This window comes from Qipengyuania xiapuensis, from assembly GCF_019711395.1.
Taxonomy (GTDB): Bacteria; Pseudomonadota; Alphaproteobacteria; order Sphingomonadales; family Sphingomonadaceae; genus Qipengyuania; species Qipengyuania xiapuensis.
The window spans coordinates 1,405,297-1,429,187 of record NZ_JAIGNL010000001.1 but is presented as its reverse complement, the minus strand read 5'-3'; the positions used below and the strand labels follow the sequence as shown (position 1 = coordinate 1,429,187).

Below are 23,891 nucleotides of genomic sequence, written 5' to 3'. Positions count from 1 at the left end.
ATAGGTAATCGCCATGGCCCTATCACCCCAATGGCTGGACGAATTGCGCATGCGGACCACGCTGTCCGCTGTGATCGGCCGTACAGTTCGCCTGACCAAGGCGGGGCGTGAGTTCAAGGCCTGCTGCCCCTTCCACAACGAGAAGACGCCGAGCTTTTACGTCAACGACGAAAAGGGCTTCTACCATTGCTTCGGTTGTGAGGCGCATGGCGATGCGATCCGCTGGCTGACCGACCAGCGCGGCATGCCGTTCATGGACGCGGTGAAGGAACTGGCAGCAGAGGCCGGCATGGAAGTGCCCGCGCCCGATCCGCGCGCCGCAGAGCGGGCTGAAAAGCGTGCCAGCCTCCACGACGTCACGGCCGCAGCGCAGCAGTGGTACGTCGATCAGCTGGGCTCTGCAGAGGGCGCCGAAGCGCGCGCCTATCTCAAGAGCCGCGGTTTCTCTGCAGACGTCGTACGAGAGTTCGGCTTCGGCTTCGCACACGAGGACCGGCAGGCGCTGAAACGGGCATTGTCGAAATTCGACGAGCGCATGCTGATCGAGGCCGGCATGCGGATCGAGGTCGAGGACAAGGACCCCTACGACCGGTTCCGTGGCCGCCTGATGCTGCCGATCCAGGATACGCGCGGACGGGTCATCGCCTTCGGTGGCCGCATCCTCGACAGCGATGCCTACGGGCCGAAATATCTCAACAGCCCCGATACCCCGCTATTCGACAAGGGCCGAACGCTCTACAATCTTCACCGCGCGGCACCTGCCGCACGCCAGAGCGGGCGGATCATCGTCGTCGAGGGCTATATGGACGCGATCGCGCTCGCCAATGCGGGAATTGCCGAAGCCGTGGCTCCGCTCGGCACGGCGCTGACCGAGAACCAGATCGAACTGCTGTGGCGGCAGGTCGAGCGCCCGATCCTTTGCTTCGATGGCGACAATGCCGGCCAGCGCGCCGCCATGCGTGCGGTAGGCCGCGTCCTGCCGATGCTGCGTCCGGGCCATTCGCTTTCGATCGTACGCATGCCCGCGGGCAAGGACCCGGACGATCTCATCCGCGAGAAAGGCGTCGGCGCGATGGAGGAACTGCTCTCCTCGCCCGCGAGCCTGCTCGACACGCTCTGGACTTTCGAACGCGACGCAATGCCGCTCAACTCGCCCGAGGAGAAGGCGGGATTGAAGGAGCGGTTACTGGGCCATGTAGAGGCGATCCAGCACCCCGACATTCGCGCGCTTTACAAGAAAGAATTGCTCGAGCGGTTTTCCGCCTTCGCCTTCCCCCCGCGCGAATTCAAACCGCGTGGCAGCTGGCAAAAGGGCGGTTTCAACGCCCCTCCCCCGCGCCTTGCACCCGAGACTGCAGCGCGGCTCAAGCACGCCATGTCGGGCGGCGCGCGTGATGGCCTGGCCATCGCCGTCATCCATGGACTGCTGCGCCATCCCAGCGAGATCGCACGGCACGAAACGGCCCTCTCGCGCTTCGCCGCGCGTGACCGAAATGTCGGCCCGGCGATAGATTCGCTTCTCGCCGCGGCGGAATTGCTTGATTCGCGCGCCGATTCCCCCATATCCGTTCCAGAAGGCCTACCCGCCCCACCGGCAAACACCCATTTCGCCTTTCTCGACAAAGGCACCGACCCGGTAGATGCGTGCGAGGATCTGGCTGAAGCCGTGTCACTGCTGGTCGAAAGACCTGCACTCGAAGCTGCGCTCGCCGAGGCGACTGCTCGTTTCGAGACAGACCCCGAAGGAGCTTTCGCGGATCAACAGCGTTTGTTGAAGCGGAAGCTGGAATTCGAGGCACGACTCGGGCAAATGGCAAGCCGCAAGGCCGCATCGCCGGCCGGAAGAGATTTAGACACCGCGCGGGAAGATGGTCCCGAGAGCGGTCACAGTACGGACTGATTGCAGTTTATGGCAACCAAATCGAAGTCGGGTGACAAGGACGATGCACCCCTGATCGATCTCAACGAGGCGTCGGTCAAGAAGCTCCTCACCAAGGCGAAGAAGAAGGGCTACGTCACCTATGACGAGCTCAACGACGCGCTGCCGCAGGGCGAGATGAGCTCGGACCAGATCGAGGACATCCAGTCCGCCCTGTCCGAAATGGGCGTCCAGATCGTCGAGAACGACGAGGATGCGGAGCAGGAAGACGAAGTCGAAGAAATCGCACCGGCTCCCTCCGCCAAGGAAAAGGATGCCGCGAAGAAGCCTGCCGCCAAGAAGACCGGCACCGGCGAACGCACCGACGACCCGGTCCGCATGTACCTGCGCGAAATGGGCGCGGTGGAACTGCTCAGCCGTGAAGGCGAAATTGCAATTGCCAAGCGCATCGAGGCCGGCCGCGACATGATGATCATGGGCCTGTGCCAGAGCCCGATCACCTTTCACGCCATCATTCAGTGGTCCGAAGCGCTCAACAACGAGGAAATGCAGCTGCGCGAGATCCTCGATCTTGACGCCATGCTTTCCAAGGAGCCGCCGGCCGACAAGCTGAATGATGACGCCGAGGACGACGATGACGACGGCGAGATCTCGGAAGAGACTGCCGGTCCGTCGATCCGTGACGACGACGAGGATTCCGACGAGGATTCCGAAGGCGAAGACGGCGAGGAAGGTTCTTCCAAGGACGACGAGGAAGAAGAAGACAACACCATGTCGCTGGCGCAGATGGAAGCGGCCCTCAAGCCCGATGCCATCGAGCGCTTCGCACGCATCAAGGACCTCTTCGGCAAGTTCGAGAAGCTCCAGATCGAGCGCGTCGAAACCATGGCCAAGGGCGAGAATTTCCCGCCCGCCAAGGAAAAGAAGTACGAAGCGCTATCCGACCAGCTCACCGCTGAAGTCGAGAGTGTCCAGTTCCACGCGACGAAGATCGAGTTCCTCGTCGACAACCTCTACGCCTTCAACCGCCGCCTGACCGCCCTTGGCGGCCAGATGCTGCGCCTTGCCGAACGCCACAAGGTCAAGCGCGTCGACTTCCTCGATGCCTATATCGGCAACGAGCTCGACGACGGCTGGATGGATGACCGGGTCAAGAAGGACAAGAAGTGGGCTGCCTTCGCCGAGAAGGAAGCCGACGCGATCGACCGCATCCGTACCGAGATCTCGGACATCGCCAGCGCCACCGGCATGGCCCTGCCCGAGTTCCGCCGCATCGTGAACATGGTCCAGAAGGGCGAGCGCGAAGCGCGTATCGCCAAGAAGGAAATGGTCGAGGCGAACCTGCGTCTCGTGATCTCGATCGCGAAGAAGTACACCAACCGCGGCCTGCAGTTCCTCGACCTGATCCAGGAAGGCAACATCGGCCTGATGAAGGCGGTCGACAAGTTCGAGTACCGCCGCGGCTACAAGTTCTCGACCTACGCGACCTGGTGGATCCGCCAGGCGATCACCCGCTCGATCGCCGACCAGGCGCGCACGATCCGTATCCCGGTCCACATGATCGAGACGATCAACAAGCTGGTCCGCTGCTCGCGCCAGTTCCTGCACGACCAGGGCCGCGAACCGACACCCGAAGAGATGGCGGAGAAGCTCTCCATGCCGCTCGAGAAGGTGCGCAAGGTGATGAAGATCGCCAAGGAACCGATCAGCCTCGAAACGCCGATCGGCGACGAGGAAGATTCGCACCTCGGCGATTTCATCGAGGACAAGAACGCGATCATCCCGGTCGACGCTGCGATCCAGGCAAACCTCAAGGAAACGGTCACCCGCGTCCTTGCTTCGCTCACGCCGCGTGAAGAACGCGTGCTGCGCATGCGCTTCGGCATCGGCATGAACACCGACCACACGCTGGAAGAAGTCGGCCAGCAATTCTCGGTGACGCGCGAACGTATCCGTCAGATCGAGGCCAAGGCGCTGCGCAAACTCAAGCACCCGAGCCGCAGCCGCAAGATGCGCTCGTTCCTCGACCAGTAACGATGAATTGGGGCCGGTTGGGACATTTCCTGACCGGCCTCTTTTTCTGGACTCAGATCGCCGGGTCCACCAACTTACCGGTTACGACCTGGTAGCTTTGCACTCCGCCGATGACCGGCATGGCGATTTTCATTTCGAAGCTGTCGCTGCGGTACCACCCGGAAACGCTCTGCGAGTGCGCCGGGAACGGTGCCACCGCCCCCTGATCGAGATGCCCCGAGATTTCGCCATCTTCAAAAGTCACGTTCGCTGCCTTTGCGCCGTGATAGAATTCTGAAAAGAAAACCGCTTTCGGAGAGGCCGATGCGAGATCCTGGGTGATCGTGACGCTGTCCGTCATCTCCCCCGCCCGCACACCCGGAGTATCGCCCTCGAGCCACGCTTGGAGTTCCCAATCGCCGGGCTGGAATGAATTCGGATCACTTCCACAAGCAGAAAGCATGACAATCGCTCCCAGAAGGACCGCGCCGGACTGAAACCTTCTCAACGTTACAGCTCCAATATCAAGGGGGGGGCGTTCTCAGCCCTTCTTCAGATGCTTTACCGCGTCTGCAACGGGCATGGGTTTGGCGTAGAGGAAGCCCTGCCCGAATTCGACGCCGAGCCGCTTCAGGACTGACGCTTCCTCTGCATATTCGATGCCTTCCGCAACCACCTTGCAGCCGATCGCCTCGGCGAAGCGAACGATCGCACCCACAAGCGCACACCGCGCAACGTCCTGGTGAATGTCGCGGGTGAGTTCCAGGTCGAGCTTGAGAAGTTTGGGCGACAGGTCGATCAGGTGCCGCAAACACTCATAGTCCAAGCCGACGTCGTCGATGGCGATCCGCGCGTAGGGCGAAATCCGCTTAAGGGCCGCGCGCAAAGCATTGAAATCGCTGGCACGATGATGGCCCGTGACCTCGACAACGATATCGCGGTTCCCCATCTTGGCTAGCATCGGCTCCAACCTGCCCGAAACGATGGTTTCAGGAGACGCATTAACCGAGATGTAGAACTCGGGCGGGATCTTCTCGAGGCTCGCCAAAGCGACCTCGACTGCCAGCACCTCGAGTTCCACTCCGCGTCCGATTTCGGCAGCTTCCGTGAACCATTTGTCCGGACTGCGCATCATCGCATCGGGGAATCTCGAAAGACACTCGACACCCACCGGCTTGCCGGATTGCACCGAGTGTATCGGCTGATGGACGATCTCCAGCGCTTTTTCCTCGATCAGCTTGGTGATCCGCTCGTCGATGCGCTGACGACGGAAATCATTCTCGACCACTTTCTCGACCTGCTCCGCAGCCAGCGCAGCGAAACCGCGGAACACGGCTAGATCACGTTCGTGCAGGGTGCGGTCCGGCGTACGGCTGAAGCTGCAAAGGCTGCCATAGAGCGTGCCGTCGGACAGCCTTAGCGGAGTACTCAGATGGCACCCCACGGGCAGCGAGCCGGTGATTGCAATTTCTTGCGTAAGCGCATGATCGGCAGGATCCTGGATCAGTTCGGGCAAACGCTTTTCGGCGACGTACCAGCAATAGCTATTCTCACGCGGATCACGAAAACCCGGCCCCATGGCGATCTCAATACCCGCATCAACATGCGTCAGCTCGCGCTCGTTGTTCTGGGTGAATCGCGATACGACGGCAACTTCGGTTCCCAGATGCTCGCGAACGGCGCGGAGGATGCGCTCGATCGAAGGATTCTGCAGCGGTTCGGCCAACGACCTGCCGGCCGCGGCGGTTACAAGGGAGGCGTTTGCGGACATATCCATATGCGCGCAGATAGACCGGCATTCATTAATTATTTGCCATAACCAAGGCGTTTTTCGGCACTTTCGTGTGCACTAGACCCGCCTTCGGGGTGGAGAGAATCGCCTTGAGCGCCTATGTGCGCCCCATGCGTATCGCCCTTGCCTCAGACCATGCCGCAATCGAGCTCAAAGCGACCTTGCGCGACTGGCTTATCGAACTGGGTCACGAGGTCGCAGACCTCGGGCCGGAGACCACCGACAGCGTCGATTATCCCGATTTCGGCTACAAGCTGGCCAGCGTGGTTGCAGATGGTACGGCAGAGCGCGGGATTGCGCTGTGCGGAAGCGGCATCGGCATCTCGATTAGCGTCAACCGCAACCCGAACGTGCGTTGCGCGCTCGTTTCCGAACCGCTCTCGGCCTCGCTCTCGCGCGAGCACAACGATGCGAACTGCCTCGCCCTCGGTGCCCGACTGACCGGCGTCGATATGGCCAAGGCCTGCGTCACCGCCTTCCTCGAAACCGAATTCGCCGGCGGTCGCCACCAGCGCCGCGTCGACAAGCTTTCCAACCCGGACATCTGATCATGGCTACCCAGGCAAAAGAAACCGCGCGCACCCCGATGGACCGCTTCTGGCACGACAGCCTCGCCGAAGCCGATCCCGAGATCTACGACGCCATCCGCAAGGAGCTGGGCCGCCAGCAGGACAAGATCGAGCTGATCGCGAGCGAGAACATCGCGTCGACCGCCGTTCTCGAAGCCACCGGCAGCGTCTTCACCAACAAATATGCCGAAGGCTACCCCGGCAAGCGCTATTACGGCGGCTGCGACTATGCCGACGTGGTCGAAACGCTGGCGATCGAGCGCGCGAAGGAGCTGTTCGGCTGCAACTTCGCCAACGTGCAGCCCAACTCGGGCAGCCAGATGAACCAGGCTGTCTTCCTCGCGCTGCTTCAGCCGGGCGACACCTTCATGGGCCTCGACCTCAATTCTGGCGGCCACCTCACCCATGGCTCGCCGGTCAACATGAGCGGCAAGTGGTTCAATCCGGTCAGCTATGGCGTGCGCAAGGATGACGAGCTCATCGACATGGACGAAGTCCGCGCGACCGCTCTCGAGCACAAGCCCAAGATCATCATTGCAGGCGGCACCGCCTATTCGCGCGTCTGGGACTGGGCGGCCTTCCGCGCGATCGCTGACGAAGTCGGCGCCTACCTAATGGTCGACATGAGCCACATCTCCGGCCTCGTCGCCGGCGGTGCTCACCCCTCGCCCTTCCCGCATGCTAATGTCGTCACCTCGACGACGCACAAGAGCCTGCGCGGCCCGCGTTCGGGCATCATCCTGTGGAACGACGAGGAACTCACTAAGCCGATCAATATGGCGGTCTTCCCCGGCATGCAGGGCGGCCCGCTGATGCACGTGATCGCTGCCAAGGCCGTGGCCTTCCGCGAAGCGCTGCGCCCCGATTTCAAGGATTATGCTGCAAATGTCGTCGCGAATGCCCGTGCATTGGCACGCGGTATCGAGGCGAACGGCCTGCGCGTTGTCTCGGGCGGCACGGACAACCACTCCATGCTGGTCGACCTCACCGCCAAGGACGTGACCGGCAAGGCCGCGGAAGCCGGCCTCGACCGGGCATGGCTCACCTGCAACAAGAACGGCATTCCCTACGACACGCGCAGTCCCTTCGTGACCAGCGGCATCCGCCTTGGTTCGCCCGCCGGCACGACCCGCGGATTCGGCGAGGCCGAGTTCGAAACCATCGGCAAGCTGATCTGCGAAGTCGTCGACGGCCTTTCGAAGAACGGCCCCGAGGGCGACGGACAGATCGAGCAGAGCGTGCGTGACCGCGTGGCCGAACTATGCAAGGCTTTCCCGGTCTACCCCGGACGCTAAGGCCCGGAGGCTAAGGAGAGCAATCATGGCCAATATTCCCGACGACCGCGAGCCGACCGGCTATCGTCCGTCCGATGACGACCGCCCGAGCGGCCGCGACGACGACTTCGGCCGCAATCGCGAAGACGAACCGTCCAAGCCTGCATATGGCGATCACGACCTCGTCCCGGATGCGACTGCCGAGATCAAGGCCATGGCGAAGGAAGGTCTCGACCATCCCTCGACCAAGCCCGTTCTCACTGGCGCTGCCATCGGCGCGATTGCTGGTGGCGTGCTGCCCGTCGTGACCTGGCCCATCGGCCTTATCGCTGGCGCCGGCTTCATGCTCTACAAGCGCCTGCGTCCCTGACCGGAAATACCTGAATGCGTTGCCCATTCTGCGCCCATGACGACAGTCAGGTGAAGGATTCGCGTCCCACCGAGGACTCGACATCGATCCGTCGCCGGCGCCAGTGCTCCAAGTGCGGAGCCCGCTTCACCACTTTTGAACGCGTACAGTTGCGCGAGGTTACCGTCGTGAAGTCGGGCGACCGGCGCGAGGCGTTCGACCGTTCGAAGCTCGAGCAGTCGATCTCGCTCGCCTGTCGCAAGCGCGAGGTCGCGCAGGAGCAGATCGACCAGCTCGTCAGCGGTATCCAGCGACAGGTCGAAACGGCCGGTGAACCCGAAATCCCATCACAGAAGATCGGCGAACTCGTGATGGACGGCCTGCGCCAGCTCGACAGCGTCGCCTACATCCGCTTCGCCTCGGTCTATCGCGACTTCAGCGAAGCACGCGACTTCGAGGAGTTTGCCAGCACCGTGCAGGAAGCCGCCAATGGGCGCCCCTGACGAGCGCAAGCCCGTCGTCGTTCTCGTCCGTCCGCAACTGGGTGAGAATATCGGCAAGGCGGCACGCGCCATGCTCAACTTCGGGCTGACCGAAATGCGCATGGTCGAGCCGCGCGACGGCTGGCCCAATCCAGACGCGGGCCCGGCAGCGGCGGGCGCTGATATCGTGCTGGAGAACGCCAAGGTCTATTCCTGCACCGCCGAGGCAGTGGCCGACTGCGCGCATGTCTATGCGACCACGGTGCGCAAGCGTGGCGTGACAAAGCCCGTCTACACGCCCGAGGAAGCAAGCCGCGAGATGGCAGCTGCCGAAGGACGCAGCGCGATCCTCTTCGGGCCGGAGCGCTCGGGCCTCGAAACCGAGGACGTTGCCCTCGCCCGCGCCATCCTCACCGTGCCCATCAACCCGGAATTCGGTTCGCTCAACCTCGCACAGGCCGTGATCCTGTGCGCCTATGAATGGTCCAAGCACGAGAGCCTCGTGCAGCCAACGCAGGAAGAACTCCTTCCGCCCGCGCCGCAGGAAGAGCTCGAAGGCCTGATCGGCCATCTCGAGGGCATGCTGGAGCCGAAGGGCTATTTCCTTCCCGAGGCGCGCGCCGAGGCCACGCGCAGGACCTTGCGCGGTGTGCTTACCAAACCGGGCTGGAACCACCTCGAAGTGCGCACGCTTCGCGGAGTACTTTCTTCGCTCCAAAGAGGACCGAAGAAGTAACGAAGTAGTTCGTCGAATTGTCATCGACGGTTCATGGAAGTCTGGTTAGCCCGCCAGCGAACTAAATCTCCTGACAATTCAAGGAATTTCTAATGCGCCTCGCACTGCCTGTTCTCGCCCTTGCCGCTCTTTCGATGCCCGCTCTCGCAGGCGAGCCGGAAGAAAAGAAGGACGAAGGCGAGAAGACAGAAGTGCAGGCGACCGAGAAGTCGGACAACAAGAAGATCTGCCGCTACATCCGCATGGACATGAGCAGCCGCCGCAAGGAGCGCGTTTGCCTGACCAAGGAAGGCTGGCAGGAGTTCAACCAGGGCAACTAAGCGCCCTCTAGGGTCGCGATCAGCTGCGGATTCGGTCCCACTCGACCAGTTCGTAAGCGATCGAGGTTTCGACCAGAAGCTCCCAGATTTCAGCGATTTTTTCGGCCGGCAGCTCGCGGGCCGAGGCATCGTGGCGGGCATTGTCGATAACTTCGGTCTTGCGCGCCTCGTCGCGCACAACGCCACGATCGGTCTTGATCCGCGCGGCGGCGCGCATGTAGCCGAAGCGCCGGTCCAGCAGCGCCATCAGTTCGCGGTCGGTCGCATCGACACCTTCGCGCACCTCGCGCATGTCGTTGCAGTCTTCGGGAAGCTTGATTCCGTCCTTCATGGCCGCGCCGAATGGCGGTTTGAATTCGGCTTGTCGAGGACAAACGAAACCCTCACTCGACTTGTCTGCTTCACCTCGGCAATAGGGCCACATGGCAAGCAATCCCAACACTTACCGCAACCAGCCCGACGAGCGGGGCCATTTCGGCGACTATGGCGGACGTTATGTCGCCGAAACGCTGATGCCGCTGATCCTCGACCTCGAGCGCGAATATCGTGCCGCGCAGGCCGATCCGGAATTCCAGCGCGAATTCGACGACCTGCTCGAACACTATGTCGGCCGCCCCAGCCCGCTCTATTTCGCAGAGCGGCTGACCGAAGCGCTCGGCGGCGCGCAGGTCTGGTTCAAGCGTGACGAGCTCAATCACACTGGCGCGCACAAGATCAACAATTGCATCGGGCAGATCCTTCTCGCACGCCGCATGGGCAAGACGCGTATCATCGCGGAGACCGGTGCAGGCCAGCACGGCGTGGCCACGGCTACCGTTTGCGCGCGTTTTGGCCTCCCTTGCGTGATCTACATGGGTGCAGAGGACGTGAAGCGTCAGTCGCCCAATGTCTTTCGCATGAAACTGCTCGGCGCCGAAGTCGTCCCCGTCACCAGCGGCGGCGCGACGCTAAAGGATGCCATGAACGAGGGCCTGCGCGACTGGGTCGCGAACGTCCACGACACCTTCTACATCATCGGCACCGCCGCAGGTCCTCACCCCTACCCCGAGCTTGTCCGCGACTTCCAGAGCGTGATCGGCCGCGAGGCGCGCCAGCAGATGCAGGACCGCATCGGCCGCTTGCCGGACCTGCTGGTGGCAGCCATCGGTGGCGGCTCGAATGCGCTGGGCCTGTTCCATCCCTTCCTCGACGATCCTGAAGTGAAGATGCTCGGCGTCGAAGCTGCAGGCCACGGCCTCGACGGAGATGAGCACGCAGCCAGCCTGCTCGGCGGCGTTCCCGGTGTACTGCACGGCAACAAGACCTACCTGCTGCAGGACGAGGACGGCCAGATCACCGAAGGTCACTCGATCAGTGCCGGCCTCGACTATCCCGGCATCGGCCCCGAGCACGCCTGGCTGAAGGAAATGGAGCGCGTCGAATACACCGCCGTGACCGACGAGGAAGCGCTCGAAGCCTTCCAGCTCCTCTGCCGCACCGAAGGCATCATTCCCGCCCTCGAACCCAGCCACGCCATCGCGGCCGTGGCGAAGATCGCGAAGGACATGCCGAAAGACAGCGTGATCCTCGCCAACCTGTGCGGGCGCGGCGACAAAGACATCTTCACAGTCGCCGAACGGCTGGGAGTGGAAATGTGACGAGAGACTGGCGGCTCCTGCTGACTGCCGCATTGCAAGCGCTGATGTGGATTTGCGCCGCCATCTGGTATCGGTTGGCTTCTGCCAGACTGAGGCGCGCAGATAGCGACTTCATCAACAACTACATGCCGGGCATGCAGGAAATGGCGGTGTTCTTCGCCGCATTGTCATGCGGCGCCCTCACTTTCCTGATCCTCGGATGGATGTGGCTGAGGCCGAAGCCATGACCCTTGCAATGCCCACCTATCGAGAAATGCCTATGTCCTACTCGCCCTCGGGTCTGACATAAGACCGTTTTGATGCTGATTCCCGGTCTTCCACCCTCGCTTATCCGCCATTTTCGGCACAGGATAGTTTTTCCGCCTAGACCGTGTTCCAAGTGTTCCAAGCTGTAGGATTGCCGACCAAATCATGAGCGCCGAAAGCCGCCTCTCCAACGCCTTCTCCAAGCCCCACCCCGCGCTCGTCTGTTTCGTCACCGCGGGTGATGGCGACACTGCGGCCAATCTCGACGCGCTGGTCGAGGGCGGTGCGGATGTGATCGAGCTGGGCATGCCCTTCACCGATCCCATGGCCGATGGCCCCGCGATCCAGGCAGCGAACCTGCGCTCGCTCGGTGCGGGGACGACGACTGCCGATGTGCTGCGCATCGCGCGCAAGTTCCGCGAACGTCATCCCGAGGTGCCGCTGGTGCTCATGGGCTATGCCAACCCGATGATCCGCCGCGGGCCCGAATGGTTCGCCAATGCCGCCAAGGAAGCGGGCGCGGACGGCGTGATCTGCGTCGATATCCCGCCCGAGGAAGACGATGCGCTCGGCCCGGCCCTGCGCGAGAGAAGCATCGCGCCCATCCGTCTCGCCACGCCGACCACCGATGCGAAGCGCCTGCCTCAGGTTCTCGAAGGATCGTCCGGCTTCCTCTACTACGTCGCCGTGGCCGGCATCACCGGCATGCAGCAGGCGGCGATCGAATCCATCGAAGCGAATGTCAGCCGCATCAAGCAGTCGACCGATATCCCGGTCGCCGTCGGCTTCGGTGTTCGTACACCCGAGCAGGCTGCAGAAATTGCCGAGGTCGCGGATGGCGTGGTCGTCGGCTCGGCGCTCGTCGAACTGGTCGGCGAGCATGGCGAAAAGGCGCCGGAAAAGCTGCGCGAATACACTGCAAGCCTTGCCAAGGCGGTCCATTCGGCGGCAAAGGCCTCCGCATGAACTGGTTCACACGCGTACGCAATTCGATCTCCTGGCTGCCCAAGCGCAGCACCGACAAGGACCTGTGGGTCAAGTGTCCCAACTGCCAGCAGATGGTGTTCGGGCAGGAATATGCCGAGAATGCCGACGTCTGTCCGCGCTGCGACCACCATGGCCGCATCGGCGCCGACAAGCGCCTCGCCATGCTGCTCGACGAAGGATTCCAGACGCTTCCCGTGCCGGAGGTGACCGAAGACCCGCTCAAGTTCCGCGATTCGAAGAAGTACACCGACCGCCTGAAGCAGGCGCGCGCCAAGAGCCCGCACAAGGACGCATTCCTCGTCGGTGAAGGCACGATTGAGGGCAAGCCTGCTGTAGTCGGCGTTCAGGACTTCACCTTCATGGGCGGAAGCATGGGCATGGCCGTAGGTACTGCCTTCTGCCAGGGCGCAGAGCGCGCGTTGACACTGCGTGCACCCTACATCGTCGTCACCGCCGCCGGCGGTGCGCGCATGCAGGAAGGCATTCTCAGCCTGATGCAGATGCCCAAGGCGACCGTGATGACGCGCCGCCTGAAAGAGGCAGGCCTGCCCTATATCGTCGTGCTGACCGACCCGACCACGGGCGGCGTTACCGCAAGCTATGCGATGCTGGGCGATGTCCATATTGCCGAGCCCGGTGCGCTCATCGGCTTTGCCGGCCAGCGCGTGATCCAGGACACGATCCGCGAACAGCTGCCCGACGGCTTCCAGCGGGCCGAGTACCTGCACAAGCACGGCATGGTCGACATGGTCGTCCACCGCCACGACTTGCGCGACACGCTGGCGACGATCATCGACTATCTCGCGCCTGCGGAAGCGGCCTGACCCCTCCCATGCGGGACTTCGCCCGCTCCGAGAATGCCAAGGTGCAAGCCCAGCTCGACCGGCTGGGGCGCTTGAGTGTGCCCGACGGGCGACTGGGCCTCCATACGATCCGCGCACTTCTGGAGAGGCTCGGCAATCCGCATCACAAACTGCCGCCGACCTTCCATGTTGCCGGGACAAACGGCAAAGGCTCCACCTGCGCCTTCCTGCGCGCGATGCTGGAGGCAGAGGGCTACAAGGTCCACATGACCACCAGCCCGCACCTGGTGCGCTACAACGAGCGCATACGAGTCGCCGGTGAGCTGATTTCGGACGACAGACTGGCCGATCTGCTTGCCGAGGTCCTTGACGCCGGTGAGGACCTGAACCCTAGCTTCTTCGAAGTGACCATAGCCGCCGCCTTCACCGAATTCGCGCGCGTCCCGGCGGATGTTTGCGTGGTGGAAGTCGGTCTTGGCGGACGCTTCGACGCGACCAATGTGCTCGAAAAGCCCGCCGCCTGCGGGATCGCCGCGCTCGGCATCGATCACGAACGGTTCCTGCTCGCGCCCGAAGAGGGCACTCCTGATGTGCCGATTGCTCGTATCGCCTTCGAAAAGGCCGGGATCGCGAAGCCCGGTTCGTCACTCGTGACGCTCTCCTATCCGGACGAGGCGACCCACGAGGTCGAGACCGCTGCAGCTCGCAATGGCGCTCCGCTGGCCATGCGTGGGCGTGAGTGGTCGATGAGCGAGAGCGGAACAGGTCTCCACTATTCCGACCGGCATGGCGAACTCGTCTTGCCGCTGCCAAGCCTCCCCGGCCCTCACCAGCCCGAGAATGCCGCGCTGGCCGTCGCTATGCTCCGCCATCAGGATTACATTTCAATCTCGCGCGATGCGCTGGCTGAAGGCATCCGCACCGCGACCTGGCCTGCGCGACTCCAGCGACTCGCGCCCGGCCCGCTTACCGGCGACCGAGAGATCTGGCTCGATGGCGGGCACAACCCTTCCGCCGGTGCCATCCTCGGCAAGCACTTTGCAGGCCAGAGGCTGCACCTCGTCGTCGGAATGCTCGATGCGAAAGACCCGACAGCCATTACGGGTCCACTGGGCGACTCGATCTCGACCGTTACCGTGGTCCCCGTCCCCGGGCACGACTGGCACCCCGCCTGTACATTCGGGGACGAGGCGCGCGAGGCACAGGATGTCCCTACGGCGCTCGCAGCACTGCCCGATGACGGATTGCCGGTGCTGATCGCGGGCTCTCTCTACCTCGCCGGCGAGGTGCTGCGTCTCAACGACGAACTGCCGGACTGATCACTCCGCGGGAACGCGCTCGCCGGCTTCGGGTGCGACGATGCCTGCAGCAGCCTTGCCGCGGCTCTCGCGGTACCATTCGAAGCACACGAGCACTGCTGCAGCGAGGCCAATCCATGTCGTCAGGATGAAGACGTCGTAATACCCCTGGTTCTCGATCATCTCGCCCAGCGCGCCGCGTCCGAGGGTGCCGACCAGCAGCGTCAGCGAGGACAGCAGCGCATACTGCACGGCGCTGAACTTCTTCGACACGATCGAGGACAGCCAGGCGATATAGGCGGCTCCCGCGATGCCGATCGCGAGGTTCTCGAAAGCGATGGTGATCGTGAGCTTTGCGAGTTCCGGATCGCCGATCTCGGGGATCTGCGAGATGAGGTAAGTGAAGCCCACCGCATCGCTGAAGGCCTGCATGTTGGCTCCGCCCATGGCCATGTCGGCATAAAGCAGGTTGGTCAGCGCTGCGAGGACACCGCCGATCAGCAGTGTCGCCATGCGGCCGATCGAGGTCAGCATGAAGCCGCCAAGTGCGAGACCTGCGATGATTGCGCCCACTCCGAAGAACTTCGAGGCGAAGGCGACATCGTCATTCGTGTACTCGAGCTCACCGAGGTAGAACGGGTAGGCAAAGGTACCCCAGATCGCGTCGCAGATACGATAGGTGAGGACCACGGCGAGGATCAGCACGAGCGACCAGCCCATGCGGCCGACGAACTCTACCAGCGGAAGCACGAGCGCGCGATACAGGTGGTCGAGCGCATAAGCGCCGCCTGTCGCGGGTGCCTCGTCCTCGGTTAGGAGGTGTTCGCCCTTCGCCTTCTTGGAAGCCAGCCAGCCTGCAATCAGTGCGGGCAGGATAATCGTCGCCACGATGATCCACGGGCCGATATTGAGCGTGAACTCGGTCGGGTTCGGCCGGTCTTCCGGCGCATAGGTCATCGACATGATCATGAAGGCGAGGACAATGCCGATCGCGCCTGCCCAGAGCAGTCCGACCAGCGCCAGCGCACGGTTGCGGACAGTTGGCGAAAGTTCGCCCGCCTTGCGCAGCGCGCGGACCTGCAACTCGCTCTCGGTCGCCACGTCCGCGTCAGTTTCCGAGGCGTTGGGCGCCCACAAACCGACAAAACCGACAGCCAGCAGGATCGCGCCCATCAGCGCATAGGTCTCCGGCCAACCGATACGTGCGGCGATGATGAGGCCGAACGCGCCCCCCACGAGTGACGATAGACGGTAGCCCATCTGGTAGACGGTCGAGAGGATATCGATCGTCGCCTCATCGTCGGCAACGTCGATACGCCAGGCGTTGATCGCGATGTCCTGCGTCGCGCTGGCGAAGGCACCGATACCGGCAAGCAGGCTGAACCAGCCAAGCTGGCTCTTGGGTTCGAGCACGCTCATCGTCACGAGGATGGTGCCGAGCAGAACCTGTGCAGGCACGATCCACTGCTTGCGGCGGCCAAGGCGGCGCAGCAGCGGTATGTTGACCTTGTCGATCAGCGGCGACCACAGGAACTGGAATGCATAGGCAAGGCCGATGAGCGAGAAGATGCCCATCGTCTCGAGGTCGACTTCCGCCTCGGTCAGCCAAGCGAACAGCGTGCCCAGGAAGAGCGCGAATGGCAGGCCGCTGGCAAAGCCGAACAGCAGCATGAAACCGGTTTTTCTGTTCCTGAGTGCGAGCCCGAGGACCTTCCACGCGGATTTTTTCTTTTCTGCAACCGCTTCGGCCATTCCCTAGCGTCCTTCCTTTGAGACGTATTTTTTGCGACACTAGCCGCCGGAGAGAGAAAGGAACAGGCGCGATGGGAGGTTCCTCCACGCTGCTCGAAGGACGCCGGCCTACCGATGGCATGCTGGCGCTCGCACAGGATATTGCGGACAACAAGACACGCGACGGCCTGGGCCAGACCGTGGTGCCCGCGCATGTCTATACCGATCCTGAATATTTCGCGCGTGAGAAGAGCGCCATCTACGACCGGCTGCCGCAGATCCTCTGCCCCAGCGCGCTCCTGCCCGATCCGGGAATGGCGGTTCCGCACGATGCGACCGGCCGTCCGCTGCTGATCACGCGCGACGCCGACGGCAAGGCGCATGTCTTTCTCAACGTGTGCCGTCACCGCGGAACTCGCCTCGTCGAAGGCAATGAGGTCAGCTGCACCAAGAAGCTGGTGTGTCCCTATCACGCGTGGACCTATTCGGTGGACGGACGGCTGCTCGCCCTGCCCCGCCCCGATACCTTCCCCGATCTCGACAAGGGATCGATGGGACTGGTCGAACTACCCTCGATGGAAACAGGCGGCGTCATCTGGTTCAGCCCGAAGGAAGAAACCGCCGACTTCACCTTTGCAAAGAAGGTGGGTGAGGATTTCGAAGCGCTCGGCATGGGCGAACATTTCCTGTTCCGTCGCAAGACCCACGAGGTCGCGGGCAACTGGAAGCTCATCATGGATGCCTTCCTCGAAAGCTACCATGTCACCCGGCTTCATGCGCAGACCATCGGGCCTTTCTTCAAGGACGGCGTGACCAGCGGCGACATGATCGGGCCGCATGCGCGCAGTGCCGTTGGCAGGTTGGAGGAAATGGATGGCGTCGACCTGACCGACATGGCGCAGATGCGCCGCGTCGTGACTTTCGCCTACCAGCTGATGCCGGGCGCGCTGGTCATTCCGAGCCCCGATTACATTAATCTCATGGTGATGATGCCGCAGGCGCATGACCGCACGCTGGTCGAAGACTTCATGCTCATCCCCGAACCGCCCGCCAACGACAAGGCGCGCGATCATTGGGAGCGCAGCTGGGCACTGCTCGACGGCGGCGTATTCGCCTCCGAGGACTTCCGGGCCGCCGAACTGGGACAGCAGGGCCTTGCCACCGGAGCGGTGCCCGAACTCACGCTTGGGACGATGGAAGGCGGTATCCGCCGCTATCACGAGACGGTCGAGGAAGCCTTGCGCGCCGCCAATTGAGCGCCTAGCGGGCTTTGCATGTCCGACAACAGACTTCCCGAAACCGGCGACCGTATCGCCAAGCTGCTTGCGCGCGCTGGTGTCGCAAGCCGCCGCGAGGTCGAGCGCATGATCGCCGACGGTCGCGTGGCCATCGACGGCAAGGTTCTCGATACCCCCGCTGTGAAGCTCGAAAGCCTGCGCGGCGTGACCGTGGACGGCAAGCCGGTGGGCAAGCCCGAAGACACGCGCCTGTTCGCCTTTCACAAGCCTTCGGGCCTGATCACCGCCGAACGCGATCCCAAGGGGCGCCCGACGATCTATGCAGCGCTTCGCAATGCGCTGCCCAAGGATGCTGGCCGCGTGATGCCGGTCGGCCGGCTCGACTTCAACACCGAGGGGCTGCTGCTGCTGACCAATGACGGCGAGATGAAGCGCGCGATGGAACTGCCCTCCACCGGCGTTCCGCGCACCTACCGCGCGCGAGCATTCGGCGACATCACCCAGGCGCAGCTCGACGAACTGATCGAAGGCGTCGAGATCGACGGTGTGCGCTACGGCCAGATCGAAGCGAATCTCGAGCGTGGATCGGGCCGCAATCGCTGGATCGAAATGACCTTGCGCGAAGGCAAGAACCGCGAAGTGCGCCGCGTACTCGAACATCTCGGCATGGAAGTGAACCGCCTGTTGCGTATCGGATACGGGCCGTTCCATCTCGGTGACCTTCCCCGCGGACAGGCAGCCGAGATCAAGCGCGGCGATGTCGAAGCATTCAAGCGCGAACTCGCTCGCGGGGGCCGCCAGTGAGGATAATCGCCGGCGACTGGCGCGGTCGCAAGCTCGTTGCGCCGAAGGGCGATGCGACACGCCCGACCGCCGATCGCACGCGCGAAACGCTCTTCAACATGCTCTCGAGCCGCCTCGGCAGCCTCGAAGGCCTCTCAGTGCTCGACCTCTTCGCAGGATCGGGAGCACTGGGCATCGAAGCCCTCTCGCGCGGAGCGGCACACTGCCTCTTCGTCGAGCAGGAGCCCGACGCCGTGAAGGCTATCAAGGCCAATATCTCCTCGCTCGATGCGCGTACCCGCACGACCGTGCAGCAGGGTTCGGTCATGAGCCTTGGCCCGGCGAAGGCGCCGCACGACCTCATATTCCTTGATCCGCCATACTATACCGGCGCTGCCAATGTGGCGCTTGACCGGATGACGCGGCTTGGCTGGATCGGACCGGCGACGTGGATCGCGGTGGAAACAGCGAAGAACGAGGATGTCGAAGTCAAGCGCCTCGAACTCGAGGCTGAACGCCGCGTCGGGAAAGCGAAGATCACGCTTCTGAAACTGGGCTCCGACGCGGCGCCAACCGGCGACTGAGATCAGCGACCCTCAGGCCGATCGCCAAAGAAAAGGGCGGAACCGCTCCTGCAGCCCCGCCCCTTTCCAAGCGTGAGCGCTTCGACGAAGCGCCCTACAGATTCGGTCGATTTTATTCCGGATCGGCGCTGTCAGCGTCGTCCTCGACCTTTTGCATGCTTTCGAACTCGGCCTGCGTGGCAGGAAGCGGCTCGTCGATCTCGCTTGCCGGACGACCAGGCCAATATTCCAGCGGACGCGTGCCGGTCTTGTTCGCTTCCCAGCTGTTGATGCAACCGTCCTGCTGACCTTCGTTACAGACCGGCAATTCGCCATCGCTGGCAGCGGCATAACCTGCAGGGGTAGTCTGCGTGACTTCGCTGCGAACGAAGCGCGGTGCGGGGGTCTCGGTCGAGACTTCGGCCTGCGTTTCCGTCGTCGCCTCAGCCTGTGCATGGTGGTCGGCGGCTGCGGGAACTGCGGCGAAGGCCAGGGCGGCGCCGGCCAGATAAAGCGTTTTCATACAAATATCTCCGTGTTCTGTTATGGCCCATCTACGCTGGAGCTTCCACGAAAGTTCCGGGCGCACCCGTGAGCGCAGGTCTTGTGCTGTAGCGCAACGTTCCCTAGCTGTTCCCTAACGCATGCCAGATTTTTCCAACTCTTCCGAAATCGCCCGAAATGACGCGATTCCGCCCTATGCGGAGCGTTTGAACACGGCCCAGCGCGAGGCGGTCCTTACCACGGAAGGACCCGTGCTGATGCTGGCAGGTGCCGGCACCGGCAAGACCGCTGCACTGACCGCACGGCTGGCACATCTCATCGCAACCCGCCGCGCCTGGCCCAGCGAAATCCTGTGTGTCACCTTCACCAACAAGGCTGCGCGCGAAATGCGAGAGCGTGTCGGGCGGCATATCGGCGATGCTGTCGAGGGAATGCCATGGCTTGGCACCTTCCACTCGATCGGGGCACGCATGCTGCGCCGCCACGCCGAACTCGTCGGGCTGCAGAGCAATTACACGATCATCGACACCGACGACCAGCTGCGTCTGCTGAAGCAGCTGATCCAGGAAAACGACCTCGACGAAAAGCGCTGGCCCGCGCGGCAGCTGGCAGGGCTCATCGACCGCTGGAAGAACCGCGGTCTAAACCCGGGCGATCTCGATGCGGTGGAGAACGAGGCCTATGCCAATGGCAAGGGCGCGCAGTTCTACAGGCTCTACCAGGACCGGCTGAAGGCGCTGAACGCCTGCGATTTCGGCGACCTGCTGCTGCACATGCTCAACATCTTCCGCAAGCACCACGATGTGCTCGAGCAATACCAGCAGCGCTTCAAATACATCCTCGTGGACGAATATCAGGACACCAACCAGGTCCAATACCTGTGGCTGCGCCTACTCGCCCAGACCCGCAAGAACATTTGCGTGGTCGGTGACGATGACCAATCGATCTATTCATGGCGCGGCGCCGAAGTAGCCAATATCCTGAAATTCGAGAAGGATTTCCCGGGTGCAGCGGTGATCAAGCTGGAGCAGAACTATCGCTCCACCCCGCAGATCCTTGCTGCCGCATCAGGCCTGATCAACGCCAACAGCGAACGTCTCGGCAAGACCTTGTGGACCGAACTTCCGGCAGGCGAGAAGGTCCGCGTCGTGGGGGTGTGGGATGCGCCCGAGGAAGCGCGCCGGGTCGGAGAGGCGATCGAACGCCTCGAAAGTGAAGGCGCACCTCTAGACGAGGTCGCAATCCTCGTCCGCGCCCAGTACCAGACGCGTGAATTCGAAGACCGGTTCATCCAGATCGGCCTCAATTACCGCATCGTCGGCGGCTTTCGCTTCTACGAGCGCGCCGAGATCCGCGACGCTCTCGCCTACTTGCGCACCATCGCGCAGCCCGCGGACGACCTTGCATTCGAGCGCATCTATAACCAGCCCAAACGCGGTCTCGGCGCGAAGACGCTGGAGGCCATGCGTCGCCACGCCCGTCGCACCCAGATGCCCCTGGCCGCCGCATCGCTAGACCTTGCCGACAGCGACGAGCTGCCCGCCCGTGCGCGCAACACGCTCGTGGGTTTGCTGGGCCAGTTCGTGGCCTGGCGCGAGATGGCGGAGAAGGTTACGCCCTCCGAGCTACTCCGCACCGTCCTGACCGAGAGCGGCTACGAGGAGATGCTCCAGAAGGACCGCAGCGCCGAGAGCGCGGGCCGTCTCGAAAACCTCACCGAACTCGCCCGCGCGATGGAGGAATACGAGACGCTCACCGATTTCCTCGAACATGTAAGTCTCGTCATGGACAACGACCGCCGCGATGATGGCGAGAAGGTCACGATCATGACCATGCACGCGGCAAAGGGTCTCGAATTCGATCACGTGTTCCTCCCTGGCTGGGAAGAAGGCGTTTTCCCAAGCCAGCGCGCGATCGACGAGGGCGGGCTCGCCAGCCTCGAGGAAGAGCGCCGCCTGGCCTATGTCGCGATCACTCGCGCAAAACGACGCTGCACGATCTATCATGCCGCGAACCGGCGGATTTATGGTCAGTGGACCAGCTCGATCCCGAGCCGCTTTATCGAGGAATTGCCGGACGAACACGTCGAGAGCGAGACCACGATGAGCGGCGGCGCTTCGCTCTGGCGCGCCAACTGGACCGAGCAGGAAGATCCCTTCGCTCACGTATCGAGCGCAAGGCCCGACCGCAGCACCGCGCGAGGCCCGGGCTGGCAGCGCGCACTATCGACCGGATACGACAGCACTCCCAAGCGCCTCGCCGAACCTGGCAAGAGCGCGGCGAGCTTCGCCGCCAAGCCGAGGAGCGATATCGCCATCGGTGCGCGCGTCTTCCATGAGAAGTTCGGCTACGGCTTCGTTACCGATCAGGAGGGCAACAAGCTGGAAATCGAGTTTGAAAAGGCCGGTACCAAGCGGGTGCTGGACAGCTTCGTAAGCCTCGCAGGCGACTAGGCCGGCGCTTCGGTCTCGTCCGAGGTTTTCTTCCAGTAACGTTTCTCGAACGGCCGCATGAGCTCGCCGGCAACCCCTCGCGTGCCTTCGGCAATACCGGTCTCGCAATCGAGATAGGGCGCGGGATCGACATAGGTGCCGAACACCTTGTCCCACAACGTGACCGTGTTCCCGTAGTTGCTGCCCATCAGCGCTTCATCGCGAATGTGGTGAAGGCGATGCGCGGCGGGCGAGATCAGCACATTTCCGAAGATGCCGAGCGTCCATGGCACGTCGCAGTGGATGAAGAATGCCCACCAACTGCGCAGCAGCAGAGCCGCCCCAACTGCCCAAGCAGGCACCCCGAGATAAAGCACCAGCAACATATCGACGCACACGCTCAGCAGCTTGCTCAGCGGGTGCTTGCGCAGCGTGCTCATCCATTGAAGCGTCGTATCGGCATGGTGAGTGGCATGGATCGGCCACAGAAGCGGATGATGTTCCAGCCTGTGCCGCCAGTAGACCACGAGGTCGAGAAGCAGGATCGCGAGCAACAAGGTGACGGGTTTCCAGACCCCGTCCCACAGACCCGCGAGCGTCTCGTTTACGCCCAGCGCCCCCGAGATTGCATTGCCCGGGAAAACGAACAGGGGTGCTAGGATGATCGCATTGATCAGCGCCAACCCGAGATTGGTCATGAACTCCCGCCGCGAGAGCTTCACCGCTTCGACTATCCGGTTGCGTTTCACCACGAGCGCAAGCAGGCCGAAAACCAGCCCGGTCGATGCGAGCAGGGTCAGCGTTGCGCGTGCGTATGGAGCGAAGATTTCCATGACCGCTCAAACATGCAACGGCCTTGGTAAAAACGCAATTAATCAGAGAGCGGAAACGTCGAGGAAACCGGGGCGTGGGCCGTTCCATTCGCCGGCGGCGACGGGCTCGTCATCCTCGCGGTCGCGACGGCGCGAGCGCTTGCGCTTGTCGTCTTCCGCCCTTGCAGGCTTTTTCTCGCGCTTCGGTGGCGCATTCCTCGGCGCTTCGTCCTCGTCGCGCTTCTTGCCGCGCTTGGGCTTGCTCTCGGCCTCTTCCGCAGGCTTTTCGACGAGTTCGACGCGGACGTCCTTCTTGCCGAAGACGGGAATTTCGCTGCCGGTCAGCTTTTCGACGTTCTCGATCGCTTCAGCGTCTTCGTTCGCGACGAAGGTGAAGGCGCGGCCCTTGGCCCCTGCCCTGCCCGTACGGCCGATGCGGTGGACGTAATCGTCCGGGTGCCAGGGCGTGTCGAAGTTGAACACGTGGCTGACGCCCTTGATGTCGAGACCGCGGGCGGCGACGTCCGAGGCAACGAGGATGTTCACATCGCCCGACTTGAAGCGGTCGAGTTCCTTGATGCGGCTCGCCTGGTCCATGTCGCCATGTATCTCGCCACTCGCGAAACCGTGGCGCTGGAGGCTCTTGTTGAGCTCGCGCACGGTCGTCTTGCGGTTGGCGAAAATGATCGCGGTTTCGACATGGTCGTTGCGCAGGAGCCAGCGAAGCGTCTCGCGCTTCTGGCGGCTCTGGACGGGCACCTTGAACGCGGTGATGTCCTTGTTGGTGGTCGCCGCGCGTGCCGTCTCGATCCGCTTCGGATTGCTCATGAATTTCTTCGCGAGCTTTTCGATCGGCGGCGGCATGGTGGCGGAGAACAGCATGGTCTGGCGGTTCTCGGGCAGCTTGTCGCAGATGAACTCGATATCGGGAATGAAGCCCATGTCGAGCATGCGGTCGGCCTCGTCGATGACGAGCAGTTCGCAACCGTTGAGCAGGATCTTGCCGCGTTCGAACAGGTCCATCAGGCGGCCCGGCGTTGCGATCAGCACGTCGACGCCTTCGTTGAGCGCCTTGACCTGGTCACCCATTTGGACGCCGCCGATAAGCAGGGCCATCTTGAGATCGTGGTTCTTGCCGTATTTCTCGAAGTTCTCGGCGACCTGTGCGGCCAGTTCGCGGGTCGGCTCGAGGATAAGGCTGCGCGGCATGAGCGCACGGCGGCGACCGCTGGCCATCACGTCGATCATCGGCAACACGAAACTGGCAGTCTTGCCGGTTCCGGTCTGCGCGATACCGATGATGTCCTTCATCATCAGGATCGGGGGAATGGCCTGCGCCTGGATCGGAGTCGGCTCGGTATAGCCTGCCTCTTCGACGGCTTTCAGCAGGTCTTCAGATAGGCCGAGATCGGCAAAACTCATGCGGTTGTCGGACGCCCCAAC

At 62.8% G+C, this 23,891-nt stretch carries 24 protein-coding genes; 17 read left to right on the top strand and 7 right to left on the bottom strand.

Annotated features, from left to right (window positions below):
* The first annotated feature begins 13 nt into the window (after positions 1-13).
* Together dnaG and rpoD are read left to right on the top strand one after the other, a co-directional pair.
* Positions 14-1,900: a DNA primase gene (gene dnaG, locus K3163_RS07235; RefSeq protein WP_221553647.1), complete on the top strand. Its 1,887-nt coding sequence runs from the start codon at positions 14-16 to the stop codon at positions 1,898-1,900.
* Positions 1,901-1,909: 9 nt separating this feature from the next.
* Entirely contained in the window at positions 1,910-3,913 is a 2,004-nt protein-coding gene (rpoD, locus tag K3163_RS07230; protein ID WP_221553646.1) for an RNA polymerase sigma factor RpoD, read from the top strand.
* 52 nt (positions 3,914-3,965) lie between these two features.
* Here the strand turns inward: rpoD and K3163_RS07225 are convergent, their stop codons facing one another.
* Both K3163_RS07225 and K3163_RS07220 read right to left on the bottom strand, forming a co-directional pair.
* Positions 3,966-4,355 (bottom strand): hypothetical protein, encoded by a 390-nt coding sequence (locus K3163_RS07225; RefSeq protein WP_221553645.1) that lies wholly within the window; start codon positions 4,353-4,355, stop codon positions 3,966-3,968.
* Positions 4,356-4,433: 78 nt separating this feature from the next.
* Entirely contained in the window at positions 4,434-5,618 is a 1,185-nt protein-coding gene (locus K3163_RS07220) for a sensor domain-containing phosphodiesterase (RefSeq protein WP_221553644.1), read from the bottom strand.
* Positions 5,619-5,794: 176 nt separating this feature from the next.
* Between K3163_RS07220 and rpiB the strand changes: the two genes are divergently transcribed.
* From rpiB to K3163_RS07190, 6 genes are all read left to right on the top strand, one after another.
* Complete coding sequence (gene rpiB / locus K3163_RS07215) at positions 5,795-6,232, top strand: ribose 5-phosphate isomerase B (protein WP_221553643.1); 438 nt, start codon at positions 5,795-5,797, stop codon at positions 6,230-6,232.
* A 2-nt stretch (positions 6,233-6,234) separates the two neighbouring features.
* Positions 6,235-7,548: a serine hydroxymethyltransferase gene (gene glyA, locus K3163_RS07210; RefSeq protein WP_282098284.1), complete on the top strand. Its 1,314-nt coding sequence runs from the start codon at positions 6,235-6,237 to the stop codon at positions 7,546-7,548.
* Positions 7,549-7,573: 25 nt separating this feature from the next.
* Entirely contained in the window at positions 7,574-7,897 is a 324-nt protein-coding gene (locus K3163_RS07205) for a hypothetical protein (protein WP_221554021.1), read from the top strand.
* 14 nt (positions 7,898-7,911) lie between these two features.
* Complete coding sequence (nrdR, locus tag K3163_RS07200) at positions 7,912-8,379, top strand: transcriptional regulator NrdR (RefSeq protein ID WP_221428548.1); 468 nt, start codon at positions 7,912-7,914, stop codon at positions 8,377-8,379.
* Positions 8,366-9,094 carry an RNA methyltransferase gene (locus K3163_RS07195; protein WP_221553642.1) on the top strand — a complete coding sequence of 243 codons (729 nt, stop codon included), beginning with the start codon at positions 8,366-8,368 and terminating at the stop codon, positions 9,092-9,094. Before nrdR ends, K3163_RS07195 begins: the two co-directional genes overlap by 14 nt.
* A 92-nt stretch (positions 9,095-9,186) precedes the next feature.
* A complete protein-coding gene (locus K3163_RS07190) occupies positions 9,187-9,414 on the top strand; it encodes a hypothetical protein (RefSeq protein WP_247712485.1) in 228 nt (75 codons plus the stop codon).
* 19 nt (positions 9,415-9,433) lie between these two features.
* On the opposite strand, the gene K3163_RS07185 is transcribed toward K3163_RS07190, so the two are convergent.
* Positions 9,434-9,745: a chorismate mutase gene (locus K3163_RS07185; protein WP_221553641.1), complete on the bottom strand. Its 312-nt coding sequence runs from the start codon at positions 9,743-9,745 to the stop codon at positions 9,434-9,436.
* A gap of 91 nt (positions 9,746-9,836) precedes the next feature.
* Here K3163_RS07185 and trpB point away from each other — a divergent pair, with 91 nt between their 5' ends.
* The 5 genes from trpB (at position 9,837) to K3163_RS07160 (ending at position 14,406) form a co-directional block, all read left to right on the top strand.
* Entirely contained in the window at positions 9,837-11,051 is a 1,215-nt protein-coding gene (gene trpB, locus K3163_RS07180; RefSeq protein ID WP_221553640.1) for a tryptophan synthase subunit beta, read from the top strand.
* Positions 11,048-11,278: a hypothetical protein gene (locus K3163_RS07175; protein ID WP_221553639.1), complete on the top strand. Its 231-nt coding sequence runs from the start codon at positions 11,048-11,050 to the stop codon at positions 11,276-11,278. Before trpB ends, K3163_RS07175 begins: the two co-directional genes overlap by 4 nt.
* Before the next feature lie 184 nt (positions 11,279-11,462).
* Positions 11,463-12,263 (top strand): tryptophan synthase subunit alpha, encoded by an 801-nt coding sequence (gene trpA / locus K3163_RS07170; protein ID WP_221553638.1) that lies wholly within the window; start codon positions 11,463-11,465, stop codon positions 12,261-12,263.
* Complete coding sequence (accD, locus tag K3163_RS07165) at positions 12,260-13,108, top strand: acetyl-CoA carboxylase, carboxyltransferase subunit beta (protein WP_221553637.1); 849 nt, start codon at positions 12,260-12,262, stop codon at positions 13,106-13,108. Before trpA ends, accD begins: the two co-directional genes overlap by 4 nt.
* 8 nt (positions 13,109-13,116) lie before the next feature.
* The gene (locus tag K3163_RS07160) at positions 13,117-14,406 is read left to right on the top strand and encodes a bifunctional folylpolyglutamate synthase/dihydrofolate synthase (protein WP_221553636.1); all 1,290 of its coding nucleotides are present in this window, start codon (positions 13,117-13,119) and stop codon (positions 14,404-14,406) included.
* Here the strand turns inward: K3163_RS07160 and K3163_RS07155 are convergent, their stop codons facing one another.
* The gene (locus tag K3163_RS07155; RefSeq protein ID WP_221553635.1) at positions 14,407-16,137 is read right to left on the bottom strand and encodes an AmpG family muropeptide MFS transporter; all 1,731 of its coding nucleotides are present in this window, start codon (positions 16,135-16,137) and stop codon (positions 14,407-14,409) included.
* A 71-nt stretch (positions 16,138-16,208) separates the two neighbouring features.
* On the opposite strand from K3163_RS07155, the gene K3163_RS07150 reads away from it, so the two are divergent.
* Genes K3163_RS07150 through rsmD form a run of 3 tightly spaced genes read left to right on the top strand, consistent with a single transcriptional unit; the run spans position 16,209 to position 18,721 of the window.
* Positions 16,209-17,372, top strand: a complete 1,164-nt coding sequence (locus K3163_RS07150) for an aromatic ring-hydroxylating oxygenase subunit alpha (RefSeq protein ID WP_221553634.1) — start codon at positions 16,209-16,211, stop codon at positions 17,370-17,372.
* An 18-nt stretch (positions 17,373-17,390) separates the two neighbouring features.
* The gene (locus K3163_RS07145) at positions 17,391-18,158 is read left to right on the top strand and encodes a pseudouridine synthase (protein WP_221428558.1); all 768 of its coding nucleotides are present in this window, start codon (positions 17,391-17,393) and stop codon (positions 18,156-18,158) included.
* On the top strand, positions 18,155-18,721 hold the full coding sequence (rsmD, locus tag K3163_RS07140) for a 16S rRNA (guanine(966)-N(2))-methyltransferase RsmD (RefSeq protein ID WP_221428559.1): 567 nt from the start codon (positions 18,155-18,157) through the stop codon (positions 18,719-18,721). The genes K3163_RS07145 and rsmD overlap by 4 nt, the downstream gene beginning before the upstream one ends.
* A 112-nt stretch (positions 18,722-18,833) precedes the next feature.
* Here the strand turns inward: rsmD and K3163_RS07135 are convergent, their stop codons facing one another.
* The gene (locus K3163_RS07135) at positions 18,834-19,223 is read right to left on the bottom strand and encodes a hypothetical protein (RefSeq protein WP_221429567.1); all 390 of its coding nucleotides are present in this window, start codon (positions 19,221-19,223) and stop codon (positions 18,834-18,836) included.
* 121 nt (positions 19,224-19,344) lie between these two features.
* Here K3163_RS07135 and K3163_RS07130 point away from each other — a divergent pair, with 121 nt between their 5' ends.
* Positions 19,345-21,657 (top strand): ATP-dependent helicase, encoded by a 2,313-nt coding sequence (locus K3163_RS07130; RefSeq protein ID WP_221553633.1) that lies wholly within the window; start codon positions 19,345-19,347, stop codon positions 21,655-21,657.
* Here K3163_RS07130 and K3163_RS07125 read toward each other — a convergent pair.
* On the bottom strand, positions 21,654-22,469 hold the full coding sequence (locus K3163_RS07125; protein ID WP_221553632.1) for a sterol desaturase family protein: 816 nt from the start codon (positions 22,467-22,469) through the stop codon (positions 21,654-21,656). The genes K3163_RS07130 and K3163_RS07125 overlap by 4 nt on opposite strands.
* 42 nt (positions 22,470-22,511) lie before the next feature.
* A complete protein-coding gene (locus tag K3163_RS07120) occupies positions 22,512-23,870 on the bottom strand; it encodes a DEAD/DEAH box helicase (protein WP_221553631.1) in 1,359 nt (452 codons plus the stop codon).
* Between the last annotated feature and the right edge of the window lie 21 nt (positions 23,871-23,891).